This window comes from Pseudomonas pseudonitroreducens, assembly GCF_021603645.1.
Taxonomy (GTDB): Bacteria; Pseudomonadota; Gammaproteobacteria; order Pseudomonadales; family Pseudomonadaceae; genus Pseudomonas; species Pseudomonas pseudonitroreducens.
In genome coordinates, this window is sequence record NZ_BQHJ01000011.1 from 18,823 (window position 1) to 36,186 (window position 17,364).

Genomic DNA, 17,364 nt, shown 5'->3' on the forward strand with positions numbered 1-17,364 from the left:
TCCGCGATGCCCACCGGCGCGATGCGAATCTATCGCGGACGGAGTCCGCTCCTACGCTATTCGGTGAGTCTGGCGTGTGGCGATTAATGCGAGGCGTGCCCGCCACTCATCGCCGCCGCATACCGCCAGCAGGCGAACAGGCACAGCAGCAGGCCGACCACTGCCAGCGCAGCGCCGACATAGCCGATCCATTCCAGCCCCATGCCCACCGCCACGCGGCTGCCCAGCAGCGCGCCGCCGCCGATACCGACGTTGTACAGGCCGGAGAACATCGCCATGGCCACGTCGGTGGCATCGTGGGCCAGCTGCAGCACCTTGGCCTGCAGCGCCAGGCCGAAGCAGAGGATCGCCGCGCCCCAGAACAGGCTCAGGCCCAGCAGCGCCGTGGGCGAGTGCGCCAGCGGCATCAGCAGCAGGAGCGAGCCGCCAAGCACGGCGATGGCCAGGCACGGGAAGGCGCGCGGAAAGCGTTCGCTGTAGCGGCTGAAGAGGATCGAACCGAACATTCCGGCGCCGCCGAACAGCAGCAGGAGCAGGGTGGTCTGCTGGCTGTCCAGCGCGGCGATCTCCCGCGCGAACGGTTCGATGTAGCTGTAGGCGGTGAATTGCGCGGTGATTACCAGCACGGTGAGCACGTACATCGACACCAGCGCCGGACGGCGCAGCAGCAATGGCAGGCTGCGCAACGAGCCGGAGTTCTGGCTCGGCAGCAGCGGTAGCGCGCGGGCCAGCCAGAGCACGACGAGTACCGAAACGCCGGCAATTGCCAGGAAGGTGGTGCGCCAGCCCATCGCTTCACCCAGCACGCGGCCCAGCGGAATGCCCAGCACCATCGCCAGGATGGTCCCGGTGGCCAGCAGGCCGAGGGCTTTCGCCTGCTGCCCCGGCGGCGCCACGCGCACGGCGAGTGAGGCGGTGATCGACCAGAACACCGCGTGGGCGAAGGCGATGCCGAAGCGGCTGATCATCAGCACCGTGAAGTTCCAGGCGAAGCCGGAGAGCACGTGGCTGACGATGAACAGGCAGAAGATCACCACCAGCAGGCGGCGGCGTTCCATGTTGCGGGTCAGTTGCATCAGCGGCAGCGAGGCCAGCGACACGACCCAGGCGTAGAGCGTAAGCATCAGCCCGGTCTGTTCCGGGCGCATGTCGAAGCTGCGGCCGATGTCGCTGAGCAGGCCCACCGGGACGAACTCGGTGGTGTTGAAAATGAAGGCGGCGATCGCCAGGGCGATGACGTTCAGCCAACTGCCGGTACGGGTGTCTTGCGCGGTTGTCATGGGAATCCTGAGGTGAGAGGGGGCTCAGGCCGTGCCTTGGGATCACGCAGGGGCGTGTCGCGGGCAAAGAAGAATTGTTGTTGCGGCGGAGTGCAATTCTAACCACGCATCCCGCTCCGCGCACGGCAAAGGGACGCCTGCGCGGGCGCAGCGGCAGGCTCAGGCGGCAGTGTCGATCAGCGGATCAGATGCCTGCGTCGCTTCCTCGGCCAGCCAGTCGAGGAACGCGCGCACTGGCGGATGGCGCTCGCGCCCTGGCACGCACAGTGCGGTATAGCGGGCACCGGGCACGTTGATCTCCGGGCGATACGGCACCAGCAGGCCCTTCTCCACACACTCGGATACCAGCAGCGAGCTGGCCAGTACCAGGCCCTGGCCGGCGATCGCCGCCTGCAGGGCGTAGAACTCCTCGTCGTACTCGCGTTGCACGGCACAGGTCAGCAGGCATTCCTCGCCGGCCATCTGGCACCAGGCTTTCCAGCCGCGTTCGTAGAGCTCGGAATTGTGCCAGCGCACGCTGATCATCTCCGGTACTTCCACGTCGGCGCTGGCCACCAGCGCCGGCGCGCCGTACACGGCGAAGCGTTCGGCCAGAAGGAACTGGCTGTGCATGCGCGGGTAGTCGCTGAAACCGTAACGAATCGCCAGGTCGACGCTGGCGTCCTGCTGCAGGTCGAGCAGTTCGCACTGGCTGTCCAGGCGCAGGCGGATGTGCGGATGGCGCGCATAGAAGCGCCCCAGGCGCGGCACCAGCCAGAGCGCTGCGAACGCGGGGGTGGTGGAGATCGTCAGGCTGCTGGCGCTGCGCTGCGGACGCAGGCTGTCCACTGACTGCGAGACCTCCAGCAGCGCGCCGTGCAGGCTGCGGAACAAGCGTTCGCCGGCCTCGGTCAGGCGCACCTGGCGTGGCAGGCGCTCGAACAGCGGCAGGCCCAGCCATTCCTCCAGCGCGCGGACCTGGTGGGAAACCGCCGTGGGCGTCACCGCCAGTTCCTCGGCGGCGGCCTTGAAGCTCAGCTGGCGCGCAGCGGATTCGAAGGTGCGCAGGGCGGGAAGCGGCAGGTTGGCGAACATTCGGTGCTCCATGGATGAGTTGAATTCATCTGGAGGGAAATTCCCTCAGTTGTCCGTCTTTCCACCTGGAAATAGCTTAGGCAGCAATTGGAGGCCATTCAGGACCTTCGCAGTGTACACCTCAAGCAAGGAAAGACAGATGAACAGAGTTCTTGCCATTCACGCCAGCCCCCGCGCCGACCGTTCCCATTCCCGCCGCCTGGTGGAGGGCTTTCTCGCCGCGCTGCCGCAAGCCGAGATCACCCGCCGTGAAGTTGGCCGCGCGAACCTGCCGCATGTCAGCGAAGGATTCATTGCTGCCGCCTTCCACCCGCTGGGTGAACAACGCCCCGCCGAGTTGCAGGCCGAGTTGGCACTGAGCGATGAATTGGTCGACGAACTGCTCGCCCACGATCTGCTGGTGATTTCTGCGCCGATGTACAACTTCAGCGTACCCAGCGGGCTGAAGGCATGGGTCGACCAGATCGTCCGTGTCGGCCGCACGGTCGACCTGCTTGTGAAAGATGGCGAGGCGGAATACAAACCGCTGGTCACGGGGCGAAAGGCGTTGATCATCACCAGCCGTGGTGGTGCAGGCATGGGGCCGGGCGGCGCACTCGAATGGATGAATCACGCCGACGTCTGGTTGCGTGTGGCCCTGGGCTTCATCGGCATCCACGATGTGCAGGTGATCGCCGCCGAAGGCGAGGAGGGCAATCCCGAAGCCTTCCGCGCGTCCTATCAACAGGCTGAACAGGCCCTGGCCGATCTCGCCGAGAGCGAGTGGGCGCGTGCGTGATGGCCTGGGCCATGCTGATGGTGGCCGCGGTGTTCGAGGTGATGTTCGCGGTGTCGATGAAGTACGCCGAGGGCTTCACCCGGCCGCTGCCCACTATGGTGACGGTATTCGCGGTGATCGGCGGGATCTTCTTCCTCACCCTGGCGATGCGTCAGTTGCCGGTGAGCATCGCCTACCCGATCTGGACGGCCATCGGCACGCTGGGCACGGTGTTCTTCGGCTTCCTGCTGCTGGGCGAGGCGCTGACCCTGACCAAGCTGGCGTCGGTCGCCCTGATCATCACCGGTGTGGCCGGGCTGCGGGCCTGATCGCTTGGTGTTAAGGTGCCGCGCATTCCCCGCACGACGACACCGACATGACCGACAAACCGAAGAATCCGCTGCACGGCGTGACCCTGGAAGCCATCCTCAACCAGCTGGTGGCGCAGTACGGCTGGGACGGGCTGGCCAAGCGCATCGACGTGCGCTGCTTCAAGAACGACCCGAGCATCAAGTCCAGCCTGACCTTCCTGCGTCGCACCCCATGGGCGCGCGAGCAGGTCGAAGCGTTGTATGTGAAGAGCGTCCAAGGCAGGTGAGGTTGGGGTGTCGTAGGAGCGGACTCCGTCCGCGATAGACCCGCATCGCGCCGGAAACCATCGCGGACGGAGTCCGCTCCTGCGGCGCATGCCGGCAGGTCTCCGGCGCAGCGGGCTGTTCTTTGCGTAGGAGCGAGCTTGCTCGCGAACCCGCCTGGCACCTGGGCATCAGGCTGTTCGCGAGCAAGCTCGCTCCTACAGATTCAGCTTACGTTTTGGCGCTCAGCGCCAACTCACCCGCAGATTATCCAGGCGCTCCTGGCAGCCGGTGCTGATCCCCGGCTCCAGGTAGCTGGTCAGCAGTGGCGCCATGCCCTTGAGCACCTGCACCGGTAGCGCCGAGGTGAACTTGAAGTTGTCCGACTCGCTGCCGGCCACATAGGCGGTGAGCGTGCCGAAGTGGCGCGGGCCGATATAGAAAACGAAGGTCGCCGTGCGGTTCATCGCCTTCGAGCTCTTCACCCAGCCACTGCGGGTGACGCTTTCGATGCGGTTATCACCCGTGCCAGTCTTGCCGCCCATCACCAGCGCATTGCCATCGGCCAGCTTGAAGGTGCCGGACAAGCGCCGCGCAGTGCCCGCGTCGACTACCTGCGACAACGCGGTACGCAGTGCCTGGGCGACCTCCGAACGCATCACCTGGCGGCCATTGCCGGACTCCGGGCCAAGGGTGACTTCGTAGGGCGTGGCGGCGGCGAAGTGCAGGCTGTCGATGCGCAGGGTCGGCAGGCGCACGCCGTCGTTGAGGATGATCCCCATCAGCTCCGCCAGCGCCGCCGGGCGGTCGCCGGAACTACCCAGTGCGGTGGCCAGTGACGGCACCAGGTGATCGAACGGATAGCCCAGGCGCTTCCACTGTTCATGCAGGTCGAGGAAGGCCTCGACCTCCAGCATGATGCGGATGCGTTTATCGCGGGCGTACTTGTGCCGCGACTTGAACAGCCAGCCGTAGACTTCCTTGCGTTCGGCACTGCTGGCGGCCACGGCATCGGCGAAGGTCGCCGCCGGCTGGCGCTGCAGGTAGCCCAGCAGCCACAGTTCCAGCGGGTGCACGCGGGCGACATAGCCCTGGTCATTGAGGTCGAAGGCGCCCGGACCGTAGCGCGTATACAGATCCTCGATGCGTTTGTCGGTGAGCTTGTCGCCGGCGTATTTGCCCTGCTTCAGGCGATCCTGGAGGAAGGCGGCGAAGGTCGGGATATCGGCCTGTGGCTGCAGGTAGCGGTGGATCGCCGCCAGGCGCACCGGCCAGGCGCGCAGGCCATCGAGGAAGGTGGTGAGGCGCTCGTCGTTGTCCTTACCCTTGTACTTCTGCCAGAAGCGCAGCAGGTAGACCTGGCTTTCCTTGTCGACGAAGCGGTCGAGGTAGTCCTGCCGGCGCGGGTCCTTGTCGTCGGCCAGCACGGCGACCTTGCTGCCCTCGTTGGCATAGATGTCGTGGCGTACCAGGTCGCGTAGCAGGCGCACGAAGGGCAGGTTGATCGATTCGCGCAGTGCGTCCTGCAGGGTCGGGATGCGGCCGTTGTCCTCCTTGCGGAAGTTGCTGAAGGTATGCACGCCGCCGCCGGTGAAGAAGCTTTCATAGGGGCTGGCGGAATACTTGCGCTGCAGCGCGGCGGCGAGCATGTCCGGCAGGTTGCGGTCCTTGGCGGCGATCAGGTAGTCGATGGACCAGCGGCTGAGAATGTCCAGCGGCTCGATATCCACCTTCTTCAGTTCGGCGACGCTCATCGCTGCGTATTGGTCGTGCAGGTCGGCGATGGTTTCCAGGTAGGTGGAGAGCACCCGCAGCTTGGCGGTGGAGCCCAGTTCCAGCTTGCTGCCTTCGTTGATGTCGAAGGGCTGCTCGGTGCTGTCGGTCTGCACGCGCACGCGGTTGCCGCTGGGGGTGCGCTCGAACAGGGTGAAGCTGTAGCGCACGTCCCTGGTCTTGTCCCTGGACAGCAGGTGCTCGCCGAACAGGCCGATCTGCTCGGCGAAGTCGGGGTCGGACAGGTGCCGCAGGTAACCGGTGACCTGTTCCTGCAGTTCATGCTGCAGGGTCGTGGTGAAGCTCATGTCGAAGCGGTCGAGGTCGTACAGCGGCACGTCGAGCATGCCGGCCAGGCGGGTGCGCGCAAGACCGATGCCCTTGTTGTTCTCCAGCGGGGTGAAGCTCGGTTCGCTGCGCGGGTCGCGGAACACCAGCTTCTGCTTGAGCGCCGCGTCGCGCAGTTCCGGGGCGATCACGTTGTTCTGCGCGAGCAGGCGCAGGTAGCTGTCGGTCAGCACGGCGAGCTGGTCGCGGCCACGGGCGAGGTACCAGGAGGGTCGGCGGTGGGCGATCATCAGCGACACCACCTGGCGCAACGCCTTGCCCTGCGCGGCCAGCTCCGCGCCGGAGGCGGGGGGAGCGTTGAGCAGCTTGTTGACCTGCTGGTAGTCGGCGCCGTACCAGATCCACAGGCCATCGGGCAGGCCGCTCACTTCGCCGTAGCCCGGTTGCGCCGAGAGCGGCACCGAATTGAGGTAGGTGAGGGCGACGTTGCGCCGTGCGGCCATGTTCTCCGCACCGTTCTGGTAGGTGCGTACGCTCGCCGATGCCATCTGCCGCAGCTTGTCGGTGACGGAGTTGGTGCGGCCATCTTCGGAGTGGCGGTATTTCTCGATCTGCGTGGCCAGGGTGCTGCCGCCGGGGGCGTGGTTGCCCAGCCCGACCAGCTTGCCCACCTGCGCCACCGAGGCCTGGGTGAAGCGACTCCAGTCGATGGCCGGGTTCAGGTAGGGGCGGTCGGGGTCGAGCAGGTCGCGGTTCTCGATGTACAGCAGGCTGTTGACGATGGCCGGCGAGATGCTCTCGAAGTTGGCGTATAGACGCTGCGGATAGCGGAAGTTGTAGATCGGCAGGCCGCGGCAGTCGGCGATGTCGACGCCGGCCTGGGCCTTCTCCGGGTAGGGCGGGAACATGCCGTGGCCGGTGTACTGCAGCAGCGGATCGGAGAAGCGCGCCTGGCTCAGGGTGACGAAGTTGCGCTCGTGCAGGCGGCCCAGGAAGTTCGGCAACTGTTGATAGCCCAGACGCCGGTCGAAGGGGCCGCCTTGTGGATACACCACATCGTCGCTGCTGCCCTGTTCCAGGCTCCAGGTCAGGCCGCTGGCGTAGCGTGCCAGCTCGCGCGCCTGCAGCTTGGAGGTGCGCGCTTCGTAAAGCAGCGCAGCGCCCATCGCGGCAAGCAGCGGCAGGAGAAAGAGAAACAGGATCAGGAAGCGGTGATGGTGGACTTTCTGCGGGGAAATACCGGGCCCCAGACGTCCCGGTTGACCTGCTGCTTGCGTACCGGAATGCTTCGAGTTGCCCATCTTCACGCCCTGCCCATGCTCAACAGCGAGGTTCTGTTGGCGTCTCGAGGTAGGCCGTAGTTCTGCGCAAAGGTGGCGACGTCGCAGACACGGCGAAACGCCAACAGGCCCTCAGGTCAGCGGACTCCGCCCACGTGATGGCCGACGCCCCTCCCGGCGCCGCGAAAGCCCCGTCCCAGCGGCTTTCCTATTCTCCAGCGTAGTCGGCGGCGGAAAATCTGCGCGCCGCAAGGCACCGTTGGTGACTCGCCGGATTGATTTGCCGACGGCCAGCAGGTGCAATGTACTGACTTCGACAGGAACCCTCGCCCATGCGTTCGCATTTTCTGCCCTTCGCCTTGCCGCTGGTTGCTCTGCTGCTGACCGAGAGCGTTCACGCGGCGCCCATGCCGTTCTACCGTTGGCAGAGCAAGCTCGACGGCGCCTATACCTGCCAGCAGACGTCGCCGGGAGAGGGATGGCAGAAGATCGGCGGACCATTCCGCGATGCCGGTTGCCGTGAGATGCTGCCGCAGACCCCACCGCCCAAGGGCCTGGCGCTACCCAAGGCGTTCAGGACGCCGTAGCCCGGCACCTGCGCAGGAGCGGATTCATCCGCGATCCCTTCGCCCAACTCACGGATATCGCCATGACCGACCACGACGCCCGAATCCGCCAGAGCTGGCAGACCAACGCCGAAGCCTGGACCCGCACCGTGCGCGAGCAGCGCATCGAGAGCCGAAGGCTGGTTACTGATGCGGCTATCCTCAGCGCTATCGCCGAGGGCACGGCGCAGCGTGTGCTGGATATCGGTTGCGGCGAAGGCTGGCTCTGTCGTGCACTGGCCGAGAACGGCAGCGAGTGTGTCGGCGTGGATGCCTCCGCGCCGCTGATCGAAGCCGCGCAGGTGGCTGGTGGCGGGCGCTTCGAGGTGATGGATTACGCGACGCTGGTCGAACAGGGCCAGACGCTCGGCCAGTTCGATACGCTGGTGTGCAACTTTGCCCTGCTCGACGACTACATCGCGCCTTTGCTCGGCGCACTTCGCGAGCGCCTCAACCCCGGCGGACGCCTGCTGATCCAGACCGTGCACCCCTGGGCAGCCTGCGGTGAAGAGCCCTATGCGGACGGCTGGCGGCTGGAAACCTTCGCTGCCTTCGGTGCTGAGTTCCGCGCGCCGATGCCCTGGTTCTTCCGCACCCTGGAGTCCTGGCTGGCGCTGCTGGCCGCCAGCGGCTGGCGTCTGCGGCAGTTGCGTGAGCCGCGCCATCCGGTCACTGCCCAGCCCTGCTCGCTGCTGCTGGAGTTGCAGCCGCTGACAGGCTGAAGCGCTCTGCACCGGCCCTGTTGGCGCGGACAGATGTGGCGATACGCCGCTATTCCTTTGGTCACATTGCACCTTGGTGGTGCAGACGTTTCCCACACACTTGTGTAACACTCGCCCGCGACCTCAGCCGTGGTCCTCCCGCAATGCCCACGTCCGCTTCACAAGAGCGGGCAGCCTCTTCCGGTGTGCCGTCCTGGAACTGCCAGACACTTCTCCCTCCGTGCCGACCGGCGCGGTGGCGAAGCCTTTCCGGTGGTTCCGCACCCTGACTGCACTCAGAGTCCGCAGCTGATTACTCCCAAGAACAAAATGAGGTTGCATCAGCATGTCGTCCCACGATCTCCAAAGGGATCTCAACGAGCGGCACATCCGTCTCATGGCCCTCGGCGCCTGCATCGGCGTCGGCCTGTTCCTCGGCTCCGCCAAGGCCATCCAGATGGCCGGCCCGGCCATCATGCTCTCCTACATCATCGGCGGTCTCGCCATCCTGGTGATCATGCGCGCCCTCGGCGAGATGGCCGTGCACAATCCCGTGGCCGGCTCCTTTGCCCGCTACGCGCAGGACTACCTGGGCCCGCTGGCCGGCTACCTGACCGGCTGGAACTACTGGTTCCTCTGGCTGGTGACCTGTGTCGCGGAGATCACCGCGGTGGCCATCTACATGGGCATCTGGTTCCCCGATGTGCCGCGCTGGATCTGGGCGCTGGCCGCACTGGCGAGCATGGGCACCATCAACCTCATCGCCGTGCGTGCCTTCGGCGAATTCGAGTTCTGGTTCGCGCTGATCAAGATCGTCACCATCGTCGCCATGATCCTGGCCGGCGCCGGCATGATCCTCTTCGGCCTGGGAAACGGTGGCATCGCCACCGGCATCTCCAACATCTGGAGCAACGGCGGCTTCATGCCCCACGGCATCACCGGCGTGCTGATGTCGCTGCAGATGGTGATGTTCGCCTACCTGGGCGTGGAAATGATCGGCCTTACTGCCGGTGAAGCGAGAAACCCGCAGAAGACCATCCCCGGCGCGATCAACTCGGTGTTCTGGCGCATTCTGCTGTTCTACGTGGGCGCGCTGTTCGTGATCATGTCGATCTACCCGTGGAACGAGATCGGCACCCAGGGCAGCCCCTTCGTGATGACCTTCGAGCGCATGGGCATCAAGACCGCCGCCGGCATCATCAACTTCGTGGTGATCACCGCCGCGCTGTCGTCCTGCAACGGTGGCATCTTCAGCACCGGTCGCATGCTCTACAGCCTCGCCCAGCATGGCCAGGCTCCCGCGGTGTTCGCCAAGACCTCCAGCGGCGGCGTGCCGCGCAATGCGCTGCTGCTGTCGATCTTCGCGCTGCTGCTGGGCGTGCTGCTGAACTACCTGGTGCCCGAGAAGGTGTTCACCTGGGTGACCTCCATCGCCACCTTCGGGGCGATCTGGACCTGGGCGATGATCCTGCTGGCGCAGCTGAAATTCCGCCGCGGCCTCTCCGCCGCCGAAGCCGGCAAGCTGCAGTTCAGGATGTGGCTGTACCCGATCAGTTCCTACCTCGCCATGGCCTTCCTGGTGCTGGTGGTGGTGCTGATGGCGTTCTTCGAGGACACCCGCATTGCGCTGTACATCGGCCCGGCCTTCCTGGTGCTGCTGACGGTGCTGTACTACGCGCTGAACCTGGCTCCCAAGGAGCAGGGCAGCGTTGCCAGCCGTGCCTGACGGGCGGTTGAGCGAATGAAAAAGGGCCTCTTCGGAGGCCCTTTTTCTTTTCATGCCGGGTCAAGTGGTGGGCAGGCTGCCGGCCATGCGCGTGAGGCTGCGGTCGAGTTCGGTGATTTCCAGTTGCAGGCCGACGGGGCGCTTTTCGATGAGCGCGGCTAGGGTCTGTTCGGCGCTGGCGAACAGGCTGTCGACGATGCGCTGGCGTAGCTCCTCGGGGCGGCCTGGGGCGATGCGGATCTGGATGTTGATGAAGGCTTCGTCCTGGGTGGCGGTGCCGACGTGGAACTGGTCGATGGCACGGGCGAAGGTCCGCAGGCCGTTGCTGGGGAACACGCCGAGGTCTTGTGCTGCCTTGTGGAGTTTTGCAGGCAGTTCCAGAGGCAGCAGGTCGTCGGTGAGGTTGGCGGTGTAGTCGATGGCGATGTGGGGCATGGGCTTTTTGTCCTAGGCTCGGTGCGACCATCCTAGGAGGGCGTAACTGAGCAGGACATACGAGTGATCACTTAGTTGGAGCTAGGTGATGCTGCGCCGCGTCGGCGTGTTCGGATGGTTCGTGTTTCGCCTCTCGGCGAGTCCCTTTTGGCAAACGCCCCAAAAGGAACCAAAAAGTCTTGCCCCTCCATCCGGTTTTTCGCTTAGGCGAAAAATTCCCTCGTTGAAGCGAAGTTTCAGGGGCCCGCCACGACGAGCCATCCCTGGCCCATCGTGGCTCTCGCGGCATCCATGCCGCTCAACCCCTGAAACTCCGCTTCAACGAGGCCTCCTGAAAGGGGCATTCCGGAGCGTGTGGATGTTTCTCTGGAAGTCCTTTAAAGCCAGAGCCAGAGGGAGGGGGCTTTATGTAGGAGCGAGCTTGCTCGCGAACGGACTCCGCTGCGGAATCGGGTTCGCGAGCAAGCTCGCTCCTGCAGATTGGATTGAGGGCGCTTCAGCCCGCCAGCAACGGCGGCATCGGGCAATCCAGGATGTCGGCCACCGCACGCATCAGCTCCGCTTCGCCGGCGGTGATGCGTCCGTCGTGCTCGATGCAGCGCGCCAGTGCCTTGAGCAGTTGCGGTTTCTGCAGCGGACGCAGTTGCTCCAGTTGTTTCAACGCGTTTTCCAGATCACGCAGGCTGGCGGCAGCCGGCAGTGGGCGGGGCGGGAAGGGCAGGCCGCCCCAGGCATCGGCGAACGCCTGCTCGGTCTGCAGGTCGCTGGTTTCACCAACGCGCGCAAGGAAGGCCAGCAGCGTTGCACAGGCATCGGCCAGGTCCGCCAGCGCGACGTTGCCGAGCTTGCCGCTGCCCGGCCGCAGGTTGCGCTCGATGATGCGCAGCAGCGTCCATTCCAGCAGTTTCACCTTGCCGTCGAGCTTGATCAGCAGCGCCATGTTCTCGCGCAGGGCCAGGAAACCCTTGGTGTCCAGTTGCTTCAGCGCCGGCATGGCCAGGTCGAGCAGTGGCAGGCGCTGGCCGGGGTCCAGGTGCTGGAGCGACTCCTCCAGCAGGTCCAGTTGCAGCGCCAGGCTGAGGTTCAGGCGCTGCTTGACCGCCTCCAACTGGCGCGCGCGCAGGCCGGGTTCGCTGTCCAGCAGCAGGCCGTAGACCAGGGCCTCGGCGCCTTCGCTGTCGTGGGCGGCGCGCTGCAGGCGCTCGTCCAGGCGTTGCAGGGTGCTGCGGGCTTCCTGCAGGTGCGCGACGGTCGGCGCGCCCACGGAGGCCACGGCCACTTCCACGGCGCTGGGCTGGTAAGGCTGGCCGGTGACGGCGGCAGTCCAGGCCTCCTTGTTCATCAGCGGCACATCCAGGCATGGTTCGAATTTCGGGTAGCGACCGTCCCAGCCCGGATCGACGCGACGGATGCGGTCCTTCAGTGGCGGGTGAGTGTCGAACCAGCTGCTGCCCACGCCATCGCCGAAGTACATATGGCTGAACTCGGCGGCGCGCGGCGCGCTGAGCAGCGCCCCCAACGGGTTGCCACCGATCTTCTTGAGCGCACCGGCGATGGTCGAGGGATCACGGGTGAACTGCACCGCCGAGGCGTCGGCCAGGTACTCGCGCTGGCGGCTGACCGAAGCCTTGATCAGTTGGCCGAAAAAGGTCCCGACATAGCCCAGCACGTAGAGCACCACGCCGGCGCCGATCACCAGCAGTACCACACTGCCGCCGCCGTTCTTGTCGTTGCTGCTGCTGCGGGTGCTGATGCGCACCCCGCTGCTGGTTTCGCTCCAGCCGCGCAGGAGCATCCCACCGATCAGTCCGAGCAGGAGCATGCCGTGGAGCAGGGCGGTCAGGCGCGTGTTGAGCAGCATGTCGCCGTGATGGATATGGCTGAATTCGTGGGCAATCACGCCCTGCAGTTCGTTGCGCTCGAGCTGCTCGATGGCGCCGCGGGTAATGCCGATCACCGCGTCGCGCGGGGTCAGGCCAGCGGCGAAGGCGTTGATCGAGCCGTCTTCCAGCACATACACCGGCGGCACCGGCGAGCCGGAGGCCAGGGCCATTTCCTCGACCACGTTGAGCAGCCGACGCTCGTCGGCGTTGCTGGCGCTGAGGTTGAGCAGGCGGCCGCCCAGGCTCTCGGCCACGACCTTGCCGCCTGCACTCAACTGCACCTGCTTGTACAGCGCGCCGAGGACCACCACGCCGACGATCACCGCGGCTACCGACAGGTACAGCTCCGGATCGGGTAGCGAGGCCCGCGAGGTCAGGTGCAGCGCCGGCTCACCCAGGTGACGCCAGAGCCAGCCCAGGGCGAAGCTGGTGATGGTCACCAGGCAGACCACAGCGATGGTCAGCAGCAGGACCAGGCGCCCGGTCTGCTTGCGGGCGCGGTCCTGGTGTTCGAAGAAGTTCATCGCGCGTCCTGCGCCGGGTTTTTAGAAAGCGACTTTCGGCGCGGCCTGGATTTCCTTGCTGTCTTCGAACTCCAGAAGGCTGGCGTCCTTGCTGTGGCCGTAGGTGGTGGCGAGGAAGTTGGCGGGGAACGACTGGCGGTAGGTGTTGTATTCCATCACCGCGTCGTTGTACGCCTGGCGGGCGAAGGCCACCTTGTTCTCGGTGCTCGACAGCTCCTCGCTGACTTGCTGCAGGTTCTGCGAGGCCTTGAGGTCCGGGTAGGCCTCCAGGGTCACGTTCAGGCGCCCCATCGCGCCGCCCAGGGCGTTCTCGGCGGCGGCCAGTTGGGCCATGCGGCCGGCGTCGCCGGGTTGCTCGGAAGCGGCTTTCAGACCGGCCACCGCAGCGTTGCGCGCAGCGATGACCGCTTCCAGGGTCTCGCGCTCGTGCTTGAGGTAGGCCTTGGCGGTTTCCACCAGGTTGGGGATCAGGTCGTAGCGGCGTTTGAGCTGCACTTCGATCTGCGCGAAGGCGTTCTGGTAGCGGTTGCGCAGCGCCACCAGGCGGTTGAACACGCTGATCAGCAGGAAGATGACGCCAGCGATGATGGCGAGGGTGATGATCGAGGAGACGCTCATGGGATGTCCTTATCGGCAGGCGATCGAGCGTCGATAATAGCGGAAAGCCAATGAAACGGGTCGCCTCGTTGCAGGGGGCGGGAGACTGCCCGCAGCTGTAGGAGCGAGCTGGCTCGCGAACTCGCCTGGCGCCTCGGCATCAAGCGGTTCGCGAGCCAGCTCGCTCCTACAGGTATCGCCCAGCTTCAGGTCTGCTGGTAGCAGCGCTCCGGATCAGCGGTTCAGGTACTCGGCGACGGACACCACGTCGGCGTAAGCGAACGCCAGGGAGGCCATGTAGGCCGCGTGTACCTGGGCTGCCGGCACCTTCACGCCGTTGAATTCCAGGTCCAGGGTGGCGCAGGCATCATGCAGCACGGTCACCGGGTAGCCGAAGTCGGCGGCGGCGCGCACCGCGCCATCCACGCACATGTGGCTCATGTGTCCGACCACCACCAGCGATTCCACGCCGTGCTGGTCGAGGATGCCCTTCAGATCGGTGTCGCGGAAGGCGTTGACGAAGTGCTTGAGCACCACCGGTTCGCCGGGCAGGCTGGCGACCTTGCCATGGATCTTCGCCCCTTCGCTTCCGGGGGCGAAGAACGGCGCGTCGGCGCTGTCGAATTCATGGCGCACGTGCACCACCAGGTCAGCGCGCTCGCGGAACGCCGCCAGCACCTTGGCGGCCTGGTCGGCGGCGGCTTCGATGCCAACCAGCGGCCACTTGCCGGAAGGGAAGTAGTCGTTCTGGATATCCACTAGGATGAGCGCTTGCTTTGCCATGTCCAAATTCCTTTGTGAGTGGTGAGGAAGTGCAGCCAGTATGGTTCGCCGCGCGCCAGGCGGGGATCAGGCGGAACGACAATAACCGGGGGAAAACTGACAATGGTTGTGCAACGAAGCGTCGTCGAGATCGGGTTGCTGCTCTATCCCGGTGTGCAGACGGCGGCGCTGCATGGGCTCACCGACCTGTTCGCGGTGGCTGAACGCATCGCTGCCGAAGAGGCCGCCGGGCAATTGCCGGCGCTGCGGGTCAGCCATTGGTCCGGGGAGGCAGGCAGCGAACCTCATCGTGTCTTCGATACGCATCCCGGCTCTGACAGCCGCCTGGTCGCCGTGCTGGTGCCGCCGTCACTGTTCGGCCTGCCCGACGCGGCGCCACTGCGCAACCTCACCGACTGGCTCGCCGCTCGCCATGGCGAGGGCGCCATCGTCGGCTCGGTCTGCATCGGCGGGCTGCTGGTGGCGGAGGCCGGGCTGCTCGATGGGCGCAGCGCCACCGCTCACTGGAGCGGTGCCGAGGCGTTTGCCCAGCGCTTCCCGAAGGTGCGCCTGGAACCCCACAAGCCGATGGTGGATGACGGCGACCTGATCACCTCTGCCGGGCTGATGGCCTGGTCCGAACTGGGCCTGCGCGTCGTCGACCGTCTGCTCGGCCCGAGCATCGCCAACCGCACTGCGCGCTTCCTGGTGGTGGAGCACAGCGACAGCGCCCAGCAATGCGGCAGCAACTTCGCACCACTGCTGGGGCATGGCGACGCCGCGATCCTCAAGGTGCAGCACTGGCTGCAGGGCAACGGCGCGGTGGACGTCAGCCTCGCCGCCATGGCCGCCCAGGCCGGGCTGGAAGAGCGCACCTTCCTGCGCCGCTTCCGCGCCGCCACCGGGCTCAAGCCCACCGAGTACTGCCAGCACTTGCGGGTGGGCAAGGCGCGCGAGTTGCTGGAGTTCACCAACGGCACGGTGGACCACATCGCCTACACGGTGGGTTACCTCGATCCGGGCTCGTTCCGCAGCACCTTCCGCAAGATCACCGGGATGGCGCCGAGCGACTACCGCAAGCGTTTCGGGGCAAAAGCGGCGGAAGTGCCCGACAAGAGCTGAGCGCTGCTGAGACCCTTATCCCAAACCGCCGCGCTCGGGCTAATATACTTATTGAAAGTCTTATATTGGCTGCCTCCTCAGCGAGGCAGCCATGAACCGGATCAACTGGACCCGAAAGGCAGTAAAGCAGCTCGGCAGGCTGAACAAGGCGGACCAGCCGGCAATCTACGATGCCGTTCAGGCGCTTGCCCGGATGCCGGATGTCCGGAATGTGAAGAGGCTTTCCAATCATGCATACGGCTACCGTTTGCGGGTGGGTAATTACCGGGTGTTGTTCGATTGGGATGGAGGCATCCGCATCGTGAATATTGAAGAGGTCAGCAAGCGCGATGAGCACACGTACTAACGTGCAGATCATCAATGGGCCGGACGGCGTGCCGGCCTTCGTGGTCATTCCCTACGCGGAGTACATCGCCAACCACCCGAAAGAGGACTTGGTGCCCAATGAGGTAGTGGGCTTCATGGTCAAGGAAGGGCTTACCGCCATCGGCGCCTGGCGCAGACATCTAGGCCTGACCCAGGCGGAAGTCGCCGAGCGTATCGGTATCAGCCAGTCCGCCTATGCCCAGCAGGAAACTGCGACCCGACCGCGAAAACCAACGCGAGAAAGGGTCGCCAAGGCTCTGGGCGTTCACGCCGATCTGCTGGATCTCTGAGTAGCGGCGGTCACACCCACTGATCATTCTCCGCCGTCCGCTCGCCGCCCTGGTCGCCGGTATTCAGCACACCGCGGGGCTCGATCAGCATTACCTGCACTTCCTGCTCGGCGTACGGCTTGTGCTCAACGCCGCGCGGTACCACATACAGCTCGCCAGCCCGCAGGGTCAGCGGGCCGTTGCGAAAGTCGATGCGCAGTTCGCCGTCGAGCACGATGAAGGTCTCGTCGGTGTCGGCGTGGCTGTGCCAGACGAAGTCGCCGTGCAGTTTCACCACCTTGAACTGGTAGTCGTTCATCTCGGCGATCACCCGCGGTTGCCAGGTTTCCTGGATGAGGGCGAGCTTGTCCTGCAGGTTGATCGGTTGGCGTTGGGTCACGGTGTTTCCTCCTGGGGATCTTTCTCCCGAAACTACGGCGGCCCCGGCAAGTGGTCTTGCAGGAAATTGCGCTTCGATCGCCACGGCATTGACCTCATCGGGTTGCCGCCCTCGCCCTTGACGCAGACAATCGGTCCTTGGTCCGTCAGAAAGGAGTGCCGATCCATGGCGCAGAACATCTACGACAATCCCGAATTCTTCGCTGGCTACGCCCAGCTGCCACGCTCGCAGCACGGTCTGGACGGCGCGCCGGAGTGGGCCGCGCTGCGTTCGCTGCTGCCGCCGCTGGAGGGCCTCGACGTGGTCGACCTCGGTTGCGGCTACGGCTGGTTCAGCCGTTACGCCGCGGAGCAGGGCGCGCGCACGGTGAGCGGGCTGGACGTGTCGCAGAAGATGCTCGACCACGCACGGGCGAACACCGACGCCGCACAGGTGAGCTACTTCCATGCCGACCTCGACCAGCTCGAATTGCCCACCGCGGCCTTCGACCTCGCCTACAGCTCGCTGACCCTGCATTACCTCGCAGACCTGGCGCATTTCATGCGCAACGTGCACGACGCGCTGCGCCCCGGCGGCAGCCTGGTGTTCTCCATCGAACACCCGATCTACATGGCCTCGGTCAAGCCCGGCTGGGTCGTCGACGGTGATGGACGCCGCTGCTGGCCGGTGGACCATTATCAGGACGAAGGCGAGCGCCGCACCGACTGGTTGGCCAAGGGTGTACTCAAGCACCATCGCACCCTCGGCAGCATCCTGAATGCGGTTATCGGCGCGGGGCTGACGTTGCGTCACGTCGAGGACTGGGGCCCGAGCGCCGGACAGGTGCAGGCCAATCCGGCTCTGGCCGAAGAGCGCGAGCGGCCGATGTTGCTGCTGGTCGCCGCGCAGCGCTGAGGAGCGAAAAGCGCGCGACTATGCTCAGAACATTGCGCCCGTTCCTCGCCGGA

The 17,364-nt window shown here is 65.4% G+C and carries 18 protein-coding genes; 10 read left to right on the top strand and 8 right to left on the bottom strand.

Annotated elements, in window-relative coordinates; all coding sequences use genetic code 11:
- Positions 1–83: 83 nt before the first annotated feature.
- Positions 84–1,280 (bottom strand): sugar transporter, encoded by a 1,197-nt coding sequence (locus tag L6D89_RS24040; protein WP_236201418.1) that lies wholly within the window; start codon positions 1,278–1,280, stop codon positions 84–86.
- 159 nt (positions 1,281–1,439) lie between these two features.
- A complete protein-coding gene (locus L6D89_RS24045; protein WP_236171884.1) occupies positions 1,440–2,354 on the bottom strand; it encodes a LysR substrate-binding domain-containing protein in 915 nt (304 codons plus the stop codon).
- Positions 2,355–2,493: 139 nt separating this feature from the next.
- Here L6D89_RS24045 and L6D89_RS24050 point away from each other — a divergent pair, with 139 nt between their 5' ends.
- Genes L6D89_RS24050 through L6D89_RS24060 form a run of 3 tightly spaced genes read left to right on the top strand, consistent with a single transcriptional unit; the run spans position 2,494 to position 3,709 of the window.
- Positions 2,494–3,132: an FMN-dependent NADH-azoreductase gene (locus L6D89_RS24050; protein ID WP_236171882.1), complete on the top strand. Its 639-nt coding sequence runs from the start codon at positions 2,494–2,496 to the stop codon at positions 3,130–3,132.
- Positions 3,132–3,440, top strand: coding sequence for a DMT family transporter (locus L6D89_RS24055; protein WP_236201419.1), 309 nt, complete (start codon positions 3,132–3,134; stop codon positions 3,438–3,440). Before L6D89_RS24050 ends, L6D89_RS24055 begins: the two co-directional genes overlap by 1 nt.
- Before the next feature lie 47 nt (positions 3,441–3,487).
- A complete protein-coding gene (locus L6D89_RS24060; protein ID WP_236201420.1) occupies positions 3,488–3,709 on the top strand; it encodes a VF530 family protein in 222 nt (73 codons plus the stop codon).
- A 222-nt stretch (positions 3,710–3,931) separates the two neighbouring features.
- Here L6D89_RS24060 and L6D89_RS24065 read toward each other — a convergent pair whose 3' ends face one another.
- Positions 3,932–7,048, bottom strand: coding sequence for a transglycosylase domain-containing protein (locus L6D89_RS24065; protein ID WP_373874987.1), 3,117 nt, complete (start codon positions 7,046–7,048; stop codon positions 3,932–3,934).
- A gap of 311 nt (positions 7,049–7,359) precedes the next feature.
- Between L6D89_RS24065 and L6D89_RS24070 the strand changes: the two genes are divergently transcribed.
- From L6D89_RS24070 to L6D89_RS24080, 3 genes are all read left to right on the top strand, one after another.
- Positions 7,360–7,614 (top strand): hypothetical protein, encoded by a 255-nt coding sequence (locus L6D89_RS24070; protein WP_236201421.1) that lies wholly within the window; start codon positions 7,360–7,362, stop codon positions 7,612–7,614.
- 62 nt (positions 7,615–7,676) lie between these two features.
- A complete protein-coding gene (locus L6D89_RS24075; RefSeq protein ID WP_236171874.1) occupies positions 7,677–8,354 on the top strand; it encodes a class I SAM-dependent methyltransferase in 678 nt (225 codons plus the stop codon).
- Between the two features lie 325 nt (positions 8,355–8,679).
- Entirely contained in the window at positions 8,680–10,059 is a 1,380-nt protein-coding gene (locus L6D89_RS24080; RefSeq protein WP_236201422.1) for an amino acid permease, read from the top strand.
- A gap of 60 nt (positions 10,060–10,119) precedes the next feature.
- On the opposite strand, the gene L6D89_RS24085 is transcribed toward L6D89_RS24080, so the two are convergent.
- The 4 genes from L6D89_RS24085 to L6D89_RS24100 form a co-directional block, all read right to left on the bottom strand.
- Positions 10,120–10,494 (bottom strand): 5-carboxymethyl-2-hydroxymuconate Delta-isomerase, encoded by a 375-nt coding sequence (locus L6D89_RS24085; RefSeq protein WP_236201423.1) that lies wholly within the window; start codon positions 10,492–10,494, stop codon positions 10,120–10,122.
- A 496-nt stretch (positions 10,495–10,990) separates the two neighbouring features.
- On the bottom strand, positions 10,991–12,901 hold the full coding sequence (locus L6D89_RS24090; RefSeq protein ID WP_236201424.1) for a M48 family metallopeptidase: 1,911 nt from the start codon (positions 12,899–12,901) through the stop codon (positions 10,991–10,993).
- 21 nt (positions 12,902–12,922) lie between these two features.
- Positions 12,923–13,519: a LemA family protein gene (locus L6D89_RS24095; RefSeq protein WP_236171867.1), complete on the bottom strand. Its 597-nt coding sequence runs from the start codon at positions 13,517–13,519 to the stop codon at positions 12,923–12,925.
- 213 nt (positions 13,520–13,732) lie between these two features.
- Positions 13,733–14,281, bottom strand: a complete 549-nt coding sequence (locus tag L6D89_RS24100; RefSeq protein WP_236201425.1) for a cysteine hydrolase family protein — start codon at positions 14,279–14,281, stop codon at positions 13,733–13,735.
- Positions 14,282–14,383: 102 nt separating this feature from the next.
- Here L6D89_RS24100 and L6D89_RS24105 point away from each other — a divergent pair, with 102 nt between their 5' ends.
- The 3 genes from L6D89_RS24105 (at position 14,384) to L6D89_RS24115 (ending at position 16,038) form a co-directional block, all read left to right on the top strand.
- Complete coding sequence (locus L6D89_RS24105; RefSeq protein ID WP_236201426.1) at positions 14,384–15,382, top strand: GlxA family transcriptional regulator; 999 nt, start codon at positions 14,384–14,386, stop codon at positions 15,380–15,382.
- Between the two features lie 91 nt (positions 15,383–15,473).
- On the top strand, positions 15,474–15,728 hold the full coding sequence (locus tag L6D89_RS24110) for a type II toxin-antitoxin system RelE family toxin (RefSeq protein ID WP_236201427.1): 255 nt from the start codon (positions 15,474–15,476) through the stop codon (positions 15,726–15,728).
- A complete protein-coding gene (locus L6D89_RS24115) occupies positions 15,712–16,038 on the top strand; it encodes a helix-turn-helix domain-containing protein (protein WP_236201428.1) in 327 nt (108 codons plus the stop codon). The genes L6D89_RS24110 and L6D89_RS24115 overlap by 17 nt, the downstream gene beginning before the upstream one ends.
- 10 nt (positions 16,039–16,048) lie before the next feature.
- Here L6D89_RS24115 and L6D89_RS24120 read toward each other — a convergent pair whose 3' ends face one another.
- Complete coding sequence (locus L6D89_RS24120; protein WP_236201429.1) at positions 16,049–16,417, bottom strand: cupin domain-containing protein; 369 nt, start codon at positions 16,415–16,417, stop codon at positions 16,049–16,051.
- 165 nt (positions 16,418–16,582) lie between these two features.
- Here L6D89_RS24120 and L6D89_RS24125 point away from each other — a divergent pair, with 165 nt between their 5' ends.
- Complete coding sequence (locus L6D89_RS24125; RefSeq protein ID WP_236201430.1) at positions 16,583–17,311, top strand: class I SAM-dependent methyltransferase; 729 nt, start codon at positions 16,583–16,585, stop codon at positions 17,309–17,311.
- Positions 17,312–17,364: the final 53 nt, after the last annotated feature.

Coding starts and splice junctions, on each gene's coding strand:
- L6D89_RS24080 (WP_236201422.1), top strand. CDS start 8,680: ATGTCGTCCCACGATCTCCAAAGGGATCTCAACGAGCGGCACATCCGT.
- L6D89_RS24095 (WP_236171867.1), bottom strand. CDS start 13,519: ATGAGCGTCTCCTCGATCATCACCCTCGCCATCATCGCTGGCGTCATC.
- L6D89_RS24050 (WP_236171882.1), top strand. CDS start 2,494: ATGAACAGAGTTCTTGCCATTCACGCCAGCCCCCGCGCCGACCGTTCC.
- L6D89_RS24110 (WP_236201427.1), top strand. CDS start 15,474: ATGAACCGGATCAACTGGACCCGAAAGGCAGTAAAGCAGCTCGGCAGG.
- L6D89_RS24125 (WP_236201430.1), top strand. CDS start 16,583: ATGGCGCAGAACATCTACGACAATCCCGAATTCTTCGCTGGCTACGCC.
- L6D89_RS24105 (WP_236201426.1), top strand. CDS start 14,384: ATGGTTGTGCAACGAAGCGTCGTCGAGATCGGGTTGCTGCTCTATCCC.
- L6D89_RS24100 (WP_236201425.1), bottom strand. CDS start 14,281: ATGGCAAAGCAAGCGCTCATCCTAGTGGATATCCAGAACGACTACTTC.
- L6D89_RS24070 (WP_236201421.1), top strand. CDS start 7,360: ATGCGTTCGCATTTTCTGCCCTTCGCCTTGCCGCTGGTTGCTCTGCTG.
- L6D89_RS24115 (WP_236201428.1), top strand. CDS start 15,712: ATGAGCACACGTACTAACGTGCAGATCATCAATGGGCCGGACGGCGTG.
- L6D89_RS24085 (WP_236201423.1), bottom strand. CDS start 10,494: ATGCCCCACATCGCCATCGACTACACCGCCAACCTCACCGACGACCTG.
- L6D89_RS24065 (WP_373874987.1), bottom strand. CDS start 7,048: ATGGGCAACTCGAAGCATTCCGGTACGCAAGCAGCAGGTCAACCGGGA.
- L6D89_RS24090 (WP_236201424.1), bottom strand. CDS start 12,901: ATGAACTTCTTCGAACACCAGGACCGCGCCCGCAAGCAGACCGGGCGC.
- L6D89_RS24040 (WP_236201418.1), bottom strand. CDS start 1,280: ATGACAACCGCGCAAGACACCCGTACCGGCAGTTGGCTGAACGTCATC.
- L6D89_RS24045 (WP_236171884.1), bottom strand. CDS start 2,354: ATGTTCGCCAACCTGCCGCTTCCCGCCCTGCGCACCTTCGAATCCGCT.
- L6D89_RS24055 (WP_236201419.1), top strand. CDS start 3,132: ATGGCCTGGGCCATGCTGATGGTGGCCGCGGTGTTCGAGGTGATGTTC.
- L6D89_RS24060 (WP_236201420.1), top strand. CDS start 3,488: ATGACCGACAAACCGAAGAATCCGCTGCACGGCGTGACCCTGGAAGCC.
- L6D89_RS24075 (WP_236171874.1), top strand. CDS start 7,677: ATGACCGACCACGACGCCCGAATCCGCCAGAGCTGGCAGACCAACGCC.